The organism is Microbacterium lacus, from assembly GCF_039531105.1.
Classification (GTDB): Bacteria; Actinomycetota; Actinomycetes; order Actinomycetales; family Microbacteriaceae; genus Microbacterium; species Microbacterium lacus.
Window position 1 is genome coordinate 3057576 of the sequence record NZ_BAAAPK010000001.1, and the last position, 16242, is coordinate 3073817.

General features: G+C 66.9%; 17 protein-coding genes. 2 read left to right on the top strand and 15 right to left on the bottom strand.

Annotated features, from left to right (window positions below):
• Positions 1-87: 87 nt before the first annotated feature.
• The 11 genes from fgd to ABD197_RS14545 form a co-directional block, all read right to left on the bottom strand.
• Complete coding sequence (gene fgd / locus ABD197_RS14495; RefSeq protein WP_425561040.1) at positions 88-1125, bottom strand: glucose-6-phosphate dehydrogenase (coenzyme-F420); 1038 nt, start codon at positions 1123-1125, stop codon at positions 88-90.
• Positions 1119-2243 carry an alcohol dehydrogenase catalytic domain-containing protein gene (locus ABD197_RS14500; RefSeq protein WP_344055880.1) on the bottom strand — a complete coding sequence of 375 codons (1125 nt, stop codon included), beginning with the start codon at positions 2241-2243 and terminating at the stop codon, positions 1119-1121. The genes fgd and ABD197_RS14500 overlap by 7 nt, the downstream gene beginning before the upstream one ends.
• Entirely contained in the window at positions 2240-3235 is a 996-nt protein-coding gene (locus ABD197_RS14505; protein ID WP_344055563.1) for an LLM class flavin-dependent oxidoreductase, read from the bottom strand. The genes ABD197_RS14500 and ABD197_RS14505 overlap by 4 nt, the downstream gene beginning before the upstream one ends.
• Positions 3232-3630 (bottom strand): carboxymuconolactone decarboxylase family protein, encoded by a 399-nt coding sequence (locus ABD197_RS14510; protein ID WP_344055564.1) that lies wholly within the window; start codon positions 3628-3630, stop codon positions 3232-3234. Before ABD197_RS14510 ends, ABD197_RS14505 begins: the two co-directional genes overlap by 4 nt.
• Positions 3630-5228, bottom strand: coding sequence for an amidase family protein (locus ABD197_RS14515; RefSeq protein WP_344055565.1), 1599 nt, complete (start codon positions 5226-5228; stop codon positions 3630-3632). The genes ABD197_RS14510 and ABD197_RS14515 overlap by 1 nt, the downstream gene beginning before the upstream one ends.
• A 25-nt stretch (positions 5229-5253) precedes the next feature.
• Complete coding sequence (locus ABD197_RS14520) at positions 5254-6141, bottom strand: DUF6282 family protein (RefSeq protein WP_344055566.1); 888 nt, start codon at positions 6139-6141, stop codon at positions 5254-5256.
• Positions 6138-7013: an isocitrate lyase/PEP mutase family protein gene (locus tag ABD197_RS14525; RefSeq protein WP_344055567.1), complete on the bottom strand. Its 876-nt coding sequence runs from the start codon at positions 7011-7013 to the stop codon at positions 6138-6140. Before ABD197_RS14525 ends, ABD197_RS14520 begins: the two co-directional genes overlap by 4 nt.
• On the bottom strand, positions 7006-8010 hold the full coding sequence (locus tag ABD197_RS14530; protein WP_344055568.1) for an ABC transporter permease: 1005 nt from the start codon (positions 8008-8010) through the stop codon (positions 7006-7008). Before ABD197_RS14530 ends, ABD197_RS14525 begins: the two co-directional genes overlap by 8 nt.
• The gene (locus ABD197_RS14535; RefSeq protein ID WP_344055569.1) at positions 8007-9539 is read right to left on the bottom strand and encodes a sugar ABC transporter ATP-binding protein; all 1533 of its coding nucleotides are present in this window, start codon (positions 9537-9539) and stop codon (positions 8007-8009) included. Before ABD197_RS14535 ends, ABD197_RS14530 begins: the two co-directional genes overlap by 4 nt.
• A gap of 66 nt (positions 9540-9605) precedes the next feature.
• Complete coding sequence (locus ABD197_RS14540; RefSeq protein ID WP_344055570.1) at positions 9606-10826, bottom strand: sugar ABC transporter substrate-binding protein; 1221 nt, start codon at positions 10824-10826, stop codon at positions 9606-9608.
• 200 nt (positions 10827-11026) lie between these two features.
• Positions 11027-11944, bottom strand: a complete 918-nt coding sequence (locus ABD197_RS14545) for an IclR family transcriptional regulator (RefSeq protein ID WP_344055571.1) — start codon at positions 11942-11944, stop codon at positions 11027-11029.
• Positions 11945-12121: 177 nt separating this feature from the next.
• Between ABD197_RS14545 and ABD197_RS14550 the strand changes: the two genes are divergently transcribed.
• Positions 12122-12286, top strand: coding sequence for a helix-turn-helix domain-containing protein (locus tag ABD197_RS14550; RefSeq protein ID WP_344055572.1), 165 nt, complete (start codon positions 12122-12124; stop codon positions 12284-12286).
• 227 nt (positions 12287-12513) lie between these two features.
• Here ABD197_RS14550 and ABD197_RS14555 read toward each other — a convergent pair whose 3' ends face one another.
• The 3 genes from ABD197_RS14555 to ABD197_RS14565 all read right to left on the bottom strand — a co-directional run bounded on the left by ABD197_RS14555 (position 12514) and on the right by ABD197_RS14565 (position 14507).
• Positions 12514-12834 (bottom strand): hypothetical protein, encoded by a 321-nt coding sequence (locus ABD197_RS14555; RefSeq protein WP_344055573.1) that lies wholly within the window; start codon positions 12832-12834, stop codon positions 12514-12516.
• Between the two features lie 123 nt (positions 12835-12957).
• Positions 12958-13860 (bottom strand): RNA polymerase sigma factor, encoded by a 903-nt coding sequence (locus tag ABD197_RS14560; protein WP_344055574.1) that lies wholly within the window; start codon positions 13858-13860, stop codon positions 12958-12960.
• Positions 13857-14507 carry a hypothetical protein gene (locus ABD197_RS14565; protein ID WP_344055575.1) on the bottom strand — a complete coding sequence of 217 codons (651 nt, stop codon included), beginning with the start codon at positions 14505-14507 and terminating at the stop codon, positions 13857-13859. The genes ABD197_RS14560 and ABD197_RS14565 overlap by 4 nt, the downstream gene beginning before the upstream one ends.
• 727 nt (positions 14508-15234) lie before the next feature.
• Here ABD197_RS14565 and ABD197_RS14570 point away from each other — a divergent pair.
• On the top strand, positions 15235-15528 hold the full coding sequence (locus tag ABD197_RS14570; protein WP_344055576.1) for a hypothetical protein: 294 nt from the start codon (positions 15235-15237) through the stop codon (positions 15526-15528).
• A gap of 426 nt (positions 15529-15954) precedes the next feature.
• On the opposite strand, the gene ABD197_RS14575 is transcribed toward ABD197_RS14570, so the two are convergent.
• Positions 15955-16242: tachylectin-related carbohydrate-binding protein (locus ABD197_RS14575; RefSeq protein ID WP_344055577.1), on the bottom strand; the 288-nt coding region annotated here is incomplete at its 5' end.

The window sequence follows — 16242 nt, forward strand, 5'->3', positions numbered from 1 at the left end:
CCACCGAATCGTCGACACTGCCTTGGTCACGAAGTGATGAGCGGTGCCCTGGGAACTGTTTGAATGAGCGGCAGCGTGCGGGCGCGATCAGTGAGGCGCCTTCCCGGTCGAGGCCCCGCCTTCGATGAGGAGCGGCAGCACGTCGTGAGAGAACTGTGCGATGAATCGGCGTTGGTCGAGTCCGGGCGCATGGAAGATGAGGTGCGTGAACCCCGCCTGGACGTACTCACGGACGCTGGACGCCACCTGCTCGGGATCCGATCCGACGATCCATCGCGATGCGATCTGCTCGATGGACAGAGCATCTGCCGCCTGCTCCATCTCGACGGGGTCCGTCAGGTCATGCTTCTGCTCCTTCGACAGCGAGAGCGGCGCCCAGAACCGGGTGTTTTCAAGCGCACGGCCGGGGTCGGTGTCGTACGAAACCTTGATCTCGATCATCCGCTCGACCGATTCCGGATCACGGCCGACGGAGCGCGCGCCGTCGGTCACCGCGGGCTGAAGCTCATCGGTGTAGAGGGCCATCCCCTTACCGGATGTACAGATGAAGCCGTCTCCGGCGCGGCCGGCGTAACGGGCGACGACGGGACCACCGGCTGCGACGAAGATCGGAACCGGTCGCTCAGGCCGGTCGTACACCGTGGCGTCGCGGACCGAGTAGTACTCGCCATCGAGTGTCACGCGATCCTCGGTCCACAGCAGGCGCATGATGTCGACCGACTCACGCAGTCGAGCGAAACGCTCGCGGAAGGCCGGCCACGGGCCCTTCCACCCCGATGCGACCTCGTTCAGTGCCTCACCGGTTCCCACCCCGAGGAACACCCGCCCTGGGAAGAGACAGCCCATAGTCCCGAACGCTTGCGCGAGCACCGCCGGGTTGTAGCGGAACGAGGGCGTGAGCACCGACGTGCCGAGGGTCAACGACGACGTCCGCTCTCCAACGGCCGCCATCCATGCCAAGGCGAAGGGTGCGTGTCCGCCGGTGTGACGCCAGGGCTGGAAGTGGTCACTGACGGTCACGCTGTCGAAACCGGCCGCCTCCGCCTCGACCGCGATCTCCACGAGCTCACGGGGAGCAAACTGCTCCGCCGACGCCTTCAGCCCGAACCGAACGCGGCTCACGATCCGACCCCGTCGGTGGGAAACTCGATGATCTGGCGGATGGATCGACCGTCGGCAAGCTCGTCCATGCCCGCATTGATGTCCGACAGGGCGCGGTGCGCCGAGATGAGCCGGTCGATCGGCAGCCTGCCACTGCGCCACAGCTCAACGTATCGCGGGATGTCACGCTCGGGCACGGCGGAGCCCAGATAGCTTCCCACGACATGCCGACCCTCGGCGACGAGCAAGAGGGGACTCACTGACACTCGCGCATCCGGATGCGGGAGACCGACGGTGACCGTCGTTCCACCCGGCGCCGTCAGGGCGAGTGCCGTCTCAAAGGCCGCCGCCGCGCCCGCCGCTTCGACCACGACCTCCGCTCGAACACGCGCCTCACGTGCATCATCCGGCGCAAACACCCGCGCTGCCCCAAGCTCGAGCGCCGTCGCACGCTTGCCTTCGTCGAGATCCACGCCGATAACCTCGACACCGTCGATCGCACAGGCCGTGAGAAGCGCCGCCATCCCGACGCCCCCGAGCCCGACGACGCAGACGCGATCCCCAGATGTCGGAGGCGCAGCGTTCAGGATGGCTCCGCCGCCCGTCAGGATCGCGCACCCGAGAAGCGCCGCGATATCGGCGGGCACGTCCTCATCAACGCGCACGACGGAGCGCCTGTCGACGACTGCGGCTGTCGCAAAGGCGGACACTCCGAGATGGTGCTGCAGGCCGCGTCCGTTCTGGTGCAGACGGCGCTCCCCTGAAAGCAGCGTGCCTGCCGCGTTCGACGCACTTCCTCGTTCGCAGGGCATGCGCCCGTCGCTCGCACATGCAGGGCACTCGCCGCACCGCGGGAGGAACGTCATGACGACGCGATCGCCGACCCCGAGGTCGTCGACGTTCGGACCGCAGTCGATAACCCGACCGGATGCTTCATGCCCAAGCAGCATCGGGAGCGGACGCGAACGGTCGCCATTGATGACCGAGAGATCCGAGTGACAGAGCCCCGCCGCTTCGATTCGCACAAGGATCTCGCCGCGACCCGGCGGATCGAGATCGATCTCGGCGAGCTGCAACGGCATCGACTCGCTGTAGGGTCGGGCCGCGCCTTCGGAATGCAGAACTGCTCCTCGGATTCTCACAGTGCGGGCACCACCTCTCTGACCAGAAGATCCAGCGACGAGTGCGCCGACTCGGCGGGCATGTCGGGCCACTCGGTCCGGTAGATGAACTCGTCAACACCGATCTCGTCGCGGAAGCGAGTGAGCTCCGTCAGGCAGTGCTCGGGGTCGCCCACGATGAAGCGGCCACGGCCAACGGTGTCGGCCCCTCCCGTGAGGGCTCGTTGGCCGGGATGCCCATCGTCCTGACCCCAGGTTGCGTAGCGGCCGTACTTCTTCTCGAGGTAGGGCAGCGCCTGCTCCCGGGCTTTCTTGGTCGTGGGGGCGCAATACACCTCGCGAAACGCCGCGATCCACCCACGACCATTGCCGTGCTGGACGGATGTCTCGCGATAGAGCACGGCTTGCCGCGCGATCGTCTCACTCGGCGCGGCGGGGTTGAGGATCCACCCCTCCGAGAGCCGTCCCGCGCGCCGTACGGCAGGGTCGCTCGTTCCCCCGATCCAGACGGGGATGTCACCCGCGACGGGGGGCGTTCCGATCGTCGCCCCTTCTAGCCGGCACCACGGCTCATCCGCGTCGACCGCCTCGCCGCGCCAGAGTCGACGAGCGATCTCGAGGCTGCGTTCGAAGCGCTTCACGCGCGACGAACGGTCGACGCCGAAGGCAGCGAATTCCTCGGGACGGTAGCCGAGACCGAGCCCAGCGACGGTTTTGCCGCCCGTGATGACGTCGAGCGTCGCGAACTCCTCGGCCATCGCCACCGGGTTCCCGAGCGTCCAAAGGTGTATGCCGGTCCCGAAAGAGAGGCCGGGCGCCTCAGCCGCCAGCCGGGCGAGGAACGGCAAGGGCTGCAGGCGCTGCGTACCCTCCGTGATGAAGTGCTGTCCCGTGAAGATCGAGTCCCAGCCGGCATCCGCGACCACCGCCGTCATATCCAACTGCTGACCCAGGTGCGCGGAGAGATCGGCAGGTGCCGTGTGCTCGTTCGTGAGGAAGAGTCCGGCCTTCATCCGGCATCCGTCCGGGCGAGATGGGCGAACTCGTCGGTGGCGAGGACCTCCTCTAGAAGCGGGAAGGCCATCATCGGCACATGGAAGCCCCCCACGAGGCCAGCGAGCTCGAGGGCGTTGACGATCTCCTCGCGTGTCGCACCGTGACGCAGCGCCTCGCCCATGTGGAACTTTAGACCGTAGGTGAAGTAGACCGCCGCGTCAGCGGCGATCATGATGAGCTCCTTCGTCGCGCGCGGCAGCACGTCGTTCTGGTGCACGGCGTGCATGTATGACTCGTGGAACTGCGCGAGAGCGTCCGGGCTCTGCCGTGACGCGATCTCGAGATTGGGATGCACGACTCCCCGATCGCTCTCGATCCGGGCGACCAGGTCCGTCACAGCGGCGGCATCCATCAGCGTCCCTTCGTGAAGGTCGTCGGCTGGACCCAGTCGAAGGGGGCGTCCTGAAGAGCCCAGCCGTGACCGAGCTCGTACGCGCGCGCGAGTCGCAGCAGCCGCGCGTCGTCATGGCGCCGAGCGACGGCCATGACGCCGACCGGAAGACCTCCCGCATCAGCGGCGGGCATGCTGATAGCAGGGTGGCCCGTCAGGTTGAAGAGCGGGACGTTGTGCATCATGCCCCAGCCCCGCAACGACGTCTCGACCCCGTCGACATCGTCTCGCGCGAGAAACGGCGTGTGCGACGTCGTCGGCATCATGAGCACGTCGACCCCGTTGAGCGCATCGTCGACCGCGGCGCGCATCCCCGCGGCCAGCTGATGGGCGCGCGCGCCGACCTCGCCTCCGCGCTGACGATTGAGATACGTGCCGACCATGAGTACGGCCTTGAAGTTGTCGGGCATCCGTTCTCCCCGGCCGGCGATCGCGGTCGACAGCGCTGCGGCGAACTCCGGCGACGACTCCGCGAGCCAGTGGTAGGCGTTGGGCCAACCGAAGGTCGCGGCGGTCGCCGATTCGAGCATCGCGGCGAACATGACGTCACCGCCCTCAGCGAGCACGCCCAGATCGACGTCGGCGACCTCGGCCCCGAGGGCGGCGAAACGGTCGGCGGCGGTCCGTACGGCATCCGCCGTCTCGATCGCCCCCTCCGCCGCGTCAGGATCGTCAGCCGCGCGGAACCCCTGGCGGACGAGTCCAATCCGGACTCCCGTGAGGTCGGGGCCCGTCGAAGCCACCTCCGCCGCGTAGGCGGGGCGTTCGATACGGACCGGGGATACATAGTCTGCGTCGTCGTAGACGATAGGCGACACGACCGCATCCATTCCGCGCGCCATGATCTCGACGCTGCGCGCAAGGGGCCCGGCATGATCGAATCGCCAGTCCGAGGTCGGGATGCCTCCGAACGGCACGAGGCCGTGCGTCGGCTTGAGGCCTAGGACACCGCTCCACGAGGCGGGGATCCGGCACGAGCCACCCGTGTCCGTCCCCCAGGCCAAGTCGACGCCGTCGTACCAGAGCGCAACGGCCGACCCGGTCGAGGACCCCGAGGCCGTGCGCGCTCGGTCAAAAGGATTCTCGACGCGACCGTGCCCCGACGTCTCTCCCCCACCCGAGAAGGCGAACGCCTCCATGTTCGTCGTCCCCACGATCCGACCGCCGGCGGCAAGCACGCGCCGGGTCAACTCGGCGTCCTCGGCAGGCACGTAGTCCGTCAGGACGTCCGACCCCATCGTCATAGGCACACCCGCGATGGGGATGTTGTCCTTCATGACGACGTTGATCCCATCGAGGGCGCCCGATGCGCTGGGCTGGAAGATGTCGACGACACGCAAGACCGCGTTCAGCGGATCTTCGTCGGGGCGAGGCACGCGTCCGGCGTCCCGCGGCGGCGCAGAGGGCCTCGGCTGTGCACGAGCGACGTTGTCAAACCGGTCGACCGTGTCGATCATGTAGTCGGTGAGCGTCTGGAATCGCTCAGCCTCGGCAGCCGGGATCGGGAAGCCCAGTTCAGTGGAGAGGTTCGTAATGTCCTCGGGAGTCAGTCGGCGCATCGTCGCCCCTTTCTCGGTCAGGTTGTCAGAGGTGGTTGTGAACGAGATGAGCCGGATTGTCGCGGAAGATGAGCTCCAGTTCGCGCCGCGACAGGCCAGCAGCCGCAAGTCCGTCGGCGAGATCCTGAAGCATCGCGCTGGACGGAGGGCTCCACGAGAAAAAGTAATCGGATGTCGCGACGCATCGTTCGGCCCCGACCAGACGCACCATGCCCGCGAGGTCGGCGTGGGTGACGCGCCCGATCTGGGGGTACGCGCCCAGCGCGCAGATCTCGACGAAGGCGCCCAGCCTGGCGGCCTCGGCCATCTCGTCGGCACGTGCACCGATGGAATGGCTGTCGGGGTGCGCGAAGACGTACCGGTCGCTGAGTCTGCCCGTCTTGAGCAGAGCGATCGTCTCGGTCGTGCTCACGTGCCCCGAGTAGACGAGCACGGGGAAATCGTCGAGCACGTCGAGCAGATTTCGCGCGTCGGGGGTGAGTTCGCCATCGGACGTCAGCATCCGGGTGCCGACCTCGCGCGCGGCATCGAACCGATCGATGACGCCGGCGATGCGTGCGGAGATTCCAGCGCGCGCGAGGTCGCTTGCCGCGCTGACCGTCGGCAGGAAGACGACACCCGCACCCTGCTTCACCGCCATCTCGACGATGTCGGGTGTGATGCCGCCCGCGAAGCGGTTGAGCGTGATCGATGGGATGACCGCGATCCCCTCGACGGCTTGCGCCACCAGTTGCGCACGCCCGATCGTGGGCCACACATGGGACTTCAGAACGACGCCGCGCATCCCCGCATCCCTGCAGGTCGTGATGTCGTCGACGTCTGACACGGGAGTGCGCAGATCGTCGGAGATCTCTGGATAGCCGTGCCGATGGAGGTCGACGGCACCCTCGAGGATTCCTTCCGCGAGAGTCACGGCCCCACCTCGCCGAGGACCGCGGCCTCCAGACGCTCCGCCGCCTCTATGCCCACGAGGGTGTTGAGGCTTCCCAACGTCGACATCCGGTCGACCCACGCGGAACTGTCGCCGTCGGCGAGAAGGTCTCGGAAGAAGCGGACGAACGCGTCCGACGCGATCCGCAAGGACGATGTCGGGTACAGCACGATCCCGTAGCCGAGTTCTGCGAACCTCTCGCGGGACAGCATGGGCGTCAGCCCTGATTCCGACATGTTCGCGACGAGGATGCCGGGGACCTCGGCCGCGATCCGCTCGAGCTCCGCCTCACTTTCCGGCGCGTCGATGAAGAGCGCATCGGCGCCCGCGTCGTGGTAACGCCGCGCGCGATCGATCGCCTCTCCGATGCCGAAGGGGGCGCGGGCGTCGGTGCGGGCGACGATGAGCGTCGTTTCGTCGGCCCGGGCACGCACGGCTGCGCGGATCTTCCGTTCCATCACGTCTGTCGGCTCCACGGACTTGCCTCGCAGATGGCCGCAGCGTTTGGGCCACGTCTGATCTTCCAGCTGGATGCCGGCCGCCCCCGATGACTCGAGGCGCTCGACGGCGCGCGCGACGTTGACGACGTCGCCGTAGCCCGTGTCGGCATCGACGATGACGGGCATGTCGACGACCGCGGTCACCGCTCGCAGCGACTCAGTGATCTCGGCGAGCGCGATGATGCCGATGTCCGGAAGGCCGTGCCGCCAGGCGGCCGTGGCGTACCCGCTGACATAGGCGGCCCTCGCCCCGGCGCTCTGCGCCGCCAGGGCTTCGAGCGGTGTCCCGACGCCGGGGAGGACGATCGTGCCGCCCGCTTCGCGGATAGCGCGGATGATGCGCGACTCAGGCACCGGCGGATCCTCTCCGTCCTCGGCCTGCGAGGATGGCGGCGAACGAGACGGCCAGCAGCAAAGCGAGACCGTTGAAGACGGGCGCGACCCAGAATGGCGCTCCCAGCAGGTTGAGACCGGACACTCCCACTGCCAGCACGAGAACTCCGACCATGGTTCCCCAGACGTTGAATCTTCCGCGCCGGATCGTGGTCGCCCCGAGGAAGGCTGCTGCGTAAGCGGGCAGGAGGAACGCAGGACCCGTGCTCGGGCTTGCCGAGCCCACGGTCCCGGTCTGGAGCACACCGGCGACTCCGGCGAGAGCGCCGGCGCCGATGAATGCGATCGCGAGATACGCGTTGGTCGGGACCCCGGCGAGGCGCGCGGGAGCACGGCCGAGTCCCGTCGCGGCGAGGTAGCGGCCGAACGGGGTCCGCTCCAGCAGTATCCACAGGATGAGCGCGATGACGATGAGGTAGTAGAACGTGAGGGGGAGCCCCAGGAAGCGGCTGCGGGCGATCACGGTGAGCCCCTCGTCGATGCCCTCGAAGAGCACTGATCCGTTCGTGAGGAGCAGATTGCCGCCCGAGAGCAGCGTCCCCATTCCGAGCGTCGCGATGAACGCGCTGACCCGTACCTTGACGACGAGGAAGGCGTTGACCGCGCCGATGAGCGCGCCCGCGCCGATGCCCAGCAAGATGGCTGGTACGAGCGGCACGCCACCGATGGACGCCCATGCGGTGAGGACCGAGGTGAAACCGAGCGTTGCACCGACGGACAGGTCGAATTCTCCCGCCGCGAGGGGCAGGATCACGGCGAGGGCGAGGATCGCGGGCACGGCCTGATTGTTGGCGATTGCCTGGAAGTTGGACCAGGTGGGGAAAAGGGTCGGCGCCACCATCGAGAAGACGGCGATAAGCACGAGCAGGAAGATGACGATGGCGTAGTTGCCCACAGCCTGCTGCGCGATGCGGCGGCCCGTGCCGCGCGGGGCGGCAGTAGTGGCCGTAGTGGTCATGAGAGGGCTCCTGACGAGGATTCGGATGACGGTGGGGAGAAGCTGGATGAGGTTAGGCGTTCGACCGTGATGTCGGACCCACGGACCTCGTCCACGAGGCGTCCGCGGTCGAGGACGAGGACCCGATCGCAAAGCGATGCGAGTTCGTCGAAGTCGGTCGATGCCACGACGAGCGCGATGCCGGTTGCGGCGAGCTCGCGACAGATGGCCGCGATCTCGCCGCGTGCGCCGATGTCGATTCCCTGCGTCGGCTCATCGAGGACCAGCACCGACAGATCGAGGGCCGCGTTCCGCGCGAAGACGACCTTCTGCTGGTTTCCGCCGCTGAGGTCGTCCATCGGCGCCGCGGGGATCGGGGGACGAACACCGAACCGTCGCACGAGCGTGCGGGCGAGATCGTCCTCTTTGCGCCGATTGACGAAACCCGCGTCACTGACGCTGTGGAGCACGCTGAGCGTTGCGTTCTCCGCGACGGTCATTCCAGTCACGGCCCCCTCGGCCCGCCGGTCCTGCGGGACGTATCCGACTCCACGGCGACGAGCGTGACGAGGTGAGCGCGGAGCGTACCCCTGGTCCTTGAGTCTGAGGCCGCCCGCCGCGGGAGACTGCGCACCGGCCAGCATGCGCGCCAGCTCGGAGCGTCCGCATCCGATGAGGCCGGTCACGCCCAGGATCTCTCCCCGGCCGAGCTTGAACGAGACGCCCTGGAGCCGTGGGCCACCAAGCCCTTCGACCGCCAAGACGGTAGGGCGCTCGATGCTGGAGCGCTGGTGGGAGACGACGGGCGCCGGGCGTCCGAGCACTAGCTCGATGAGGTCCGCGGTCGAGTGACCCGCGTTCGGCGTGTGCGTCACGAGGCGTCCGTCGCGCAGGATGACGAGATCGTCGGCGATCTGTCGGACCTCGTCCAGGCGATGCGAGACATAGACGATCGATGCACCTTCGGAGACGGCCGTGCGCAGAGCACCGAGGACCTTCTGCACCTCGGACTCGGGGAGGGAGGCCGTCGGCTCATCGAGGAAGATCGTCGGTCGGTCGGCCTCGAAGAATGCCCGCGCGATGGCGACCATCGTCTGCTGGGCAGGCGCCAGCTGACTCATGAGCGTCGAGGGATCGACCTCGACGCCCAGCCGGTCGAGCGTGTCTGCGACGCGGGCGTCCTGACGCCGCTGCGCGATCAGCCCGCCCCGGACGACCCCCGTGAAGCGCTCCGTCAGCGCGAAGTTGTCACTTACCGACATCGCCGGAACGATCGCGAGGTCCTGATGCAGGAAGCGCACGCCGAGCGAGTGGACGTGGCGCGGGGCAACCGGGAGCGCTAAGGGCTGGCCGTGCACGAACGCCTCGCCCTCGCCTGCGTCTGGGGTGTAGAACCCGGACAGGATCTTGATGAGCGTCGACTTGCCGGAGCCGTTCTGTCCGAGCAGAGCCGTGACGCGCCCGGTTCCGAAGGCGACGGTCACGTCGTCGAGCGCACGCTGGGCGCCGAAGGTCTTCGAGATGTTTCTGACCTCGATGGCAGCATCCATGGGAATTCCTAGCGTCGGGGTCGGGGAGGACATGCGCGTCCTCCCCGACGGGGGTGAGAGGCGACGTCAGCCGATGCCCCACATGCGGCTGTACTCCGAGCGGAAGTCGAAGTCGCCCGTCCAGGCGGTGCCCTTCTCGGGGAGGTTGTCGGCGGTGAGGATGCGCGCGGGAACGCCGTCATCCTCGACCATCGGAGCGCCCTGGCTCAGTCGAAGCACCGCATCAGCACCTGCCCAGCCGACCCACTCGAGCGCCTCGCCGACCACGATCTTTTGGGGTGCGCCGGCGCGGATGAACTCGAGGTTCTGCAGGTTTCCATTGAACGACGCCACCATGACGTCGTCACGACCGGATTGCTGGACCGCCTGGACCATGTCTGTGGCAGCGGCGTCATACGGAGCCCACAGCACGTTCACGTCGGGGTTGGCCTGGATCGTGCTTTGCACGAGCGAGACGAGATCGGCACCGCCTGCGGTCTGCGAGATGTCTTGCTCAGCCACGATCTCGCATCCGGAGCAATCGGCGAAGACCTCCTTGCTGCCCTCGACGCGTTTGACAACGGTCTTGAACTCGTTGCCCGTGAACATGGCGACCTTCGCATCGCCGCCGGTCTCCACGACGATCTGCGCCGCAAGCATCCGACCTTCCTCGTCTCCATGAAGAGACACCTCGTGATCGAGTCCCGTCGTGTTGTCGGTCGCGGAGGCGACGACAAAGATGCCCGCATCACGAGCGCGTTCGAGCGCGCCGGCGACGATGTCAGGGTCGATGGAGACGAGGAACACGGCGTCCGCGTCCTGCGTGATGGCCTGGTCAATGGCGGCGTTGTCCAGCGAGGGGTCACCCTTCGGGTCGACGAGGGTCGTCTCCCATCCGAGGGCGTCGGCGGCTTCGATGAAACCTTCCGCCTGCCGTTTGCATCCCTCGGTCGCCATTCCACAGGGAACGACGACGACGGACAGCGCCGTCCCGTCTGTCACTGGGCTGTCTGTCGGACCGGGCCAGGTGGAAATCTCCTGGCGGCCCTGCTCGGCGATTGCAGCGACCGCCTCCGGCACAGCACCGGCCTGGGCGCTGGGCGCCGCGACGTCTTCGTCCGGACCGCTGCATGCGCTGAGCAGCAGAACAGCCGTAGCGAGGACGACGGGCGCGAACCACATCTGCTTCTTCATGGCTCGACTCCTTTCACATTCGATGTCGGGTGCGGCGGCTGCCGCGTGTGGTGCAGTCACCCGGTCAGGCACGTCGGGCGAGAAAGCTCCGAGTGGCGCCGAGGTCGGCTCCAACTTCGGACACTGGTTCGCTCAGCGGACCAGCGTTTCTCTTTCTGGACCACACGTTAGGGCTGACTCCCCGCATCGGTCAATACGCGATGTGTGACGTTCGTGTTACGACACCGGGCGCGGCCAGGCGCCCTAAGTGCCGAACTCGGGCGCGCCGAAGACACCCGTCACAGCGATAGCCGCGCCAGGTGTTGGGGAGTGGGTCAGCTCCAGCCCATCGCGGAGGTTACGGCGGCCGCGGTCGCACTCACGGACGCAGCGAGTTGCGTCTCAGCCGCTTCGACACGTTCGAGAAGACCGCCGAGGCTCACGGCACCCACAGGTGCGCCCGACTCGTCGCGCAGGGCGACGGCGATGGCCCCCACGCCTTGTGAGACGTCTCCTCGTGCAACGGCATAGCCATGCTCGCGGGCGAAGGCCACGCGGCGCCGGACGGCCGCTCCGCGTTCCGGATCGAGGCCGGAGACGGCCGCATCCAGGGCGTCGGTGTCAAGGACGCTGAGTATGGCGCTTCCACTCGCGCCGACGTGGAGGGGCACGACGGTGCCGGGAGGGGTAGAGAGATCGCGCATCGGATGCCACCCCTCGATGCGCTCGGCGCAGGCTGCCGCATTGTCTCGCAAGAGCATCAGATAGACCGTCTCCCCCGTCTGCTCGCGCAGTTGACGCAGTGCCGACCGGGCCTCTTTACGGATGTCGAGCGACGAGGCGACGACGTCGGCCAGCTGCATGATCCGCACCCCCAGCCGGTAGGCCCGCGTCTGGTCGTTCTGCTCGAGCAGGCCGAGCGAGACGAGCGTCTGTGCCACACGATGCACGGTCGCCTTGCTCAGCCCGACCTCGGCAGCAAGGCGGGTGAGCCCCATTTCGGGACGCTCACGGGTGAATGCGAACAGGATCTCTCCCGCGCGCGTGACGCCGTTGAGGTCGGATCCGCGCTCCGGACCATCGTTTTGTCCCATGAACCGAACGGTAGGCGTCGCAAAGACACCAGTCAAGCCGCACCGGGTCGGATCACATCCGCGGGGTGCGGGTCCGCTCTTTCCGGAGACCGGTCCATCCCATCGCTCGAGAGGGGCAGAAGGCCACCGTCTCTGTCGAGCCGCGATTGGGTCGTTCATAGGCCGCGGGCTCTATCGGTGGCGTTCCCCAGCATCGGATGACGAAAACGAGTCGTACGTCGTCCACGGTTCTCGTGGCGGGCACGACTGGCACGCTCACCATCTGCACTCCTCATCTCGCGCCGAAGATGCTGACCCCGCGCGCTCGTGGCCGTCGCTCCGACCGCCGGTTCCCGCATGGCGATGGCCGCCTCCGTCGCCGAGGGGCTAACCAACTCGGGCATCGCCGCAAAACTGTTCATATCGGAACGCACCGTGGAGACGCACATTCAGCATCTCTTCGACAAGCTCGACCTCCCGGGTCATCCCCACTCCAACCGACGAGTGCTCGCAGCCCTGTGATTTATCGACGCAAGGCGAGCGGCTCGTCCATAGCTCGCTGCAGACAATCCCGCGCGACGCCCACACCACCGGCGCCGCGCGGCACCTCTGGGCGGCAGGCGGTCGCGGACCGACCGCGAACTCCCCTCCCGGACACAGCCCGCACAGGCGTCCCGCTCCAGCGCCTGCGCCCGTCCCCTGTTGAGGCATCGCCCGACTGAGGATCCGCGCACGGAACGCGATCGGCCCTACAGCTGCGTCGCGGTGCGCGCGATTGTGGAGGTGACCCAGAATGCCAGGACCAGAACAAGAGCCCCGGCAACGGGTGCGATGAGAACCCACCACCCCTTCGCGCGGAGCAGATAGCTGCCAGCAACAGCGGTGGTGAGTGAAAGACCTGCGGCGACCAGGAACCCGTTCATGGCGCGCGTGATCGACGGGTAGTCGCATCGGTCTCCACATCCTGCGACATTCAGACCGCTGACCACCATCGTGTATGTCAGAGCGATCGCCGCCAAGAGGAGTATCAGCGTGAGCAGCGCTGCGTAGCTCAGGCGGCTTCCGTCCATGGACCGACCGTACCCGCCGCCCTCGACAAATCAGAGAGCATCGTGCACCTCTTGACGAAAGTGAGACACGCGTTGCGCGGTCACGGATCCTTTTGCGCACCGCCGGCGGACACACGCCGCTGCTCACGGCGCGATGTTGCTTCTCCACATCCATGCCAGGGCCGGGATCCAGGCCACCAGCACATAGGAGGCGCCCGCCATCATGATGAGGAGGACGACCGACCACGCGCTGATCATTCTCAAGTTCTTCGGCCGTTCCAACAGCATGGCGACCGAGAGGAGGGCTCCTGCGATGATCACGATCGTCGGCAAGATGGCGGCCTGAACGCGATCACTCACGAAACAGTTGCGCGGTCCTGGCATAGATAATGCACACGCCTCGGGCCCGATCGGCACAGCGATCAACCAGACAACTGCAAGAGCGAGGACGGTGGCAATCCCCACCGCCAGGAGGCGCTTTCGAAGAGCCAGGCCGTAGCGTCCGACCTGCTGCGAAGCGGTCATGGCTTGAGCGTATGTCGGTACGACTCGGGCGGCGCGTGCCGCCGCAGAATCATCTTTTGCTTTCTGGTAACGGCTGCGCGCTGTGGAGGCGGGGATGCCCGTGACCTGGGCGGCTTGGGCCAGGGTGAGCCTGTCCCAGTGGACGAGTCGGATGAGCTCGGCAAGGTCTGGCTCGAGGCGGGCAACGGCATCTCGGACGTCCACTCCGGCGTCGGAGGCGGGTGCGGGGTTCTCCGGGGCGAGCATGAGTCGGAGCCGGTCGGCGAGTCGCCAGCGGCGTCGTTCGGCGCGGTCGGCGTTGGCGAGGACGTTTCGTGCGACGCCGAACAGCCACATGCGCGCTTCCGTCGTGTCCTTTGGCACGTCTGCTGCTTTCCGCCAGGCTGTGAGCATGGTTTCGGCCACCAGGTCGGCGGCGTCGTTTGTTCCGACTCGTCGTTCAAAGTAGGCGAGGATGTCGACGGCGTTGAACGAGATGACGTCGGTCAGGTGCGCCGCGAGGTCCTTATCTGTGCGCGTCACCACTGCATCCCCGGGCAGCTCGCCTCGCTTTGCCAGGAGAAATCCTCCGGCCCGACGCCGTACCCGTTGCGCTGCAGCTCCGCAGCGACGGCCGTGGTGACGGCCGCCGGCACCGCCAAGTAGTACTCCACGTCGGGGCTGGGATAGTTCTCGGTCCCGTACCCGACCTGGATGTCTTTGCCATCGACGCGAGCGACCGAGGGCGGGGCCATGCGCTGCTTCTGGATCTCCGCATCGACGTCGAGGATGGTAGCGATGTCCACGCTGCGCAGGTAGGCAGCTGTCTCTTCGCTGATCGCTGGGGTGGGGCCCTGCAAGTTCCCGATGACCTGGAACTCGCAGTTCACGCCGCTGGGCAGGGTGACGCTGAACGAGTCCGGCGAGTTCTGCTGCCACCACGGCACCAACCCCCAGGTGCTCGCCGCGGCCGCGCCCGCCCCACCCAGCAGCACCACGGCCGCGACACCGATCGCTGCGGCACGGGTGAAGCCCCGCCCCGCCCGTGCTGGGCGGTGATCGGTTCGAGCGGCCACGCTCATCCGAGCAAGCTCATCCTCGATCGCGTCAGACACCACGGTCGTAACCGGGCCTGCGTCATCCAGCAGACCATCGAGCGGATCGTGTGGTGCGTTGCTGCGTTCCGTCATTGCCCCGAATCCTTTCACCGGACACCTTCACTCTGTGCATGTCCGGCACAGCCCAAAACGTCCACGCGAGAGAAGACCGATTCTCGCGCGGCCGAAAGCCGGCCGTTCGGCGCAACGTCCCCTATCCCTGGTGCGGGTCGCTCACCGCCCGGAAGCCGGTGGGCCAGTGCGACGCACCTCGACGGGCGACTCGAGCGCCGGCTTGACAATCCTCAAGCTGTCTGAATTCCCGCAAGACCCGCCCGATGCGGATTCGCGTTAACGGGCGTCTTGCGCATCGGGAAGCGTGTCAGAAGGGATCGACTCGCGGGCACGGTATCCGTCGCGAGGTGGAGGCGGGTCCGGCCGCCAATACATAGCGTGGTGGACGGAGGTGGATCATGCAGAGCACATGGGCAGCGAAAGTATTTGGAGATCGAGAGGATCCGCGGAGGAGACTCCAGCTCCTCTTCGGTGGCACGATTCCGACCGGTGGCCAACCGCCCGCACCCGCGCTCGCTTGGGCGCGCGACGTGATTCCCTTCGACGTCGCGGCGGCGCAGGACACCGTGGCTGCAACCAAGTACCTGCGCGACGCAGAACCGCGCTTGACACTCCGAGCGGCCACCTTCCTCGCCACTCACCTGACGACCACGTAACCACGGTGCGATGGATTAACGCGACTACTGCAGACCCTGTGCGTCGATCAAGTCACTCGAGTTCAGACCACCAGTTGTGAACGTCTGGAGTGAACGCGACCGCAGGGAAGTCCGCCTCGATCGGAAGGGAAAAGATGGACTCGTCGCAGAGCATTCAAGACACACCGAATATCGCCGTCTGGTACTTCGTGGGAGCGACGTTCATCTTCGCCGCGCCTGCGCTCTTCATGCCTGAAGCGGAAATCTGGCTTCGCGCTCTCCTCCTTGCGGCCGGCTTCGTCGCGGTCATCGCAGGCGCCATCCAGCTCGGGCGAGAGATCAAGCAGAGAAGCGCCCGTCGGGTCGTGGCACCCAGCGAACCTCCCACCGAACACCGTGGTTGACAACGCAGTGACGACTGTGCCCACGATTTAGCCGCCGTGTATGGTCAGCGCCTCGTCCCGCTAAATCCTCGCGCGGGCCCGTAGACCGATCCCCACGCTCGGCACCTGGATAATGTCGACGCGTGATCGAACGCAAGAAGTCCCGGTTCGTCATGGAATTGCCTCGCGCTGACTGACTCGACCATGAGCCCTCCCGTCGTGAATCATTCGCAACGGGACATCACCGTAGCCAACGGGTGCGACATCTCAACCGCGCAGTTCCATGGGCCCACGTGATCCGACGGTGCACCCGAGCTCATCCAAGGCCCGACCGTGCTGTCCGGAAACGCGAGCCGACACGAACACGCCGCAGCGACACTCGACCTACCTTCAGCGTTCAGTGCGCGCATGGGGATCGAGGGTGATCGGCGCAGCGCCGGCGGATGTTCAGAGCGCGACAGCGTAGATCCGGTTCTGACCGGTCGCATCCTGCCCGGCGAACAGGTGCGAGAACGCCTGCCAGCCACCGAAGCCGACCACGACCGGACTGGACACGTTGCCGGGGGTGCCGGCATCACCGTACGACAGAAGCCGACCGTCCCGGTCGACAGCGTAGATCCGGTTCTGACCGGTCGCATCCTGCCCGGCGAACAGGTGCGAGAACGCCTGCCAGCCACCGAAGCCGACCACGACCGGACTGGACACGTTGCCGGGGGTGCCGGCATCACCGTACGA

What these genes read in the sequence shown, in the direction of transcription:
- ABD197_RS14515 (WP_344055565.1), bottom strand. Translation starts at nt 5,228, where the DNA reads ATGCGCCGACTGACTCCCGAGGACATTACGAACCTCTCCACTGAACTG.
- ABD197_RS14545 (WP_344055571.1), bottom strand. Translation starts at nt 11,944, where the DNA reads ATGAACGACCCAATCGCGGCTCGACAGAGACGGTGGCCTTCTGCCCCT.
- ABD197_RS14505 (WP_344055563.1), bottom strand. Translation starts at nt 3,235, where the DNA reads ATGAAGGCCGGACTCTTCCTCACGAACGAGCACACGGCACCTGCCGAT.
- ABD197_RS14555 (WP_344055573.1), bottom strand. Translation starts at nt 12,834, where the DNA reads ATGGACGGAAGCCGCCTGAGCTACGCAGCGCTGCTCACGCTGATACTC.
- ABD197_RS14530 (WP_344055568.1), bottom strand. Translation starts at nt 8,010, where the DNA reads ATGACCACTACGGCCACTACTGCCGCCCCGCGCGGCACGGGCCGCCGC.
- ABD197_RS14510 (WP_344055564.1), bottom strand. Translation starts at nt 3,630, where the DNA reads ATGGATGCCGCCGCTGTGACGGACCTGGTCGCCCGGATCGAGAGCGAT.
- ABD197_RS14535 (WP_344055569.1), bottom strand. Translation starts at nt 9,539, where the DNA reads ATGGATGCTGCCATCGAGGTCAGAAACATCTCGAAGACCTTCGGCGCC.
- ABD197_RS14550 (WP_344055572.1), top strand. Translation starts at nt 12,122, where the DNA reads ATGGCGATGGCCGCCTCCGTCGCCGAGGGGCTAACCAACTCGGGCATC.
- ABD197_RS14565 (WP_344055575.1), bottom strand. Translation starts at nt 14,507, where the DNA reads ATGACGGAACGCAGCAACGCACCACACGATCCGCTCGATGGTCTGCTG.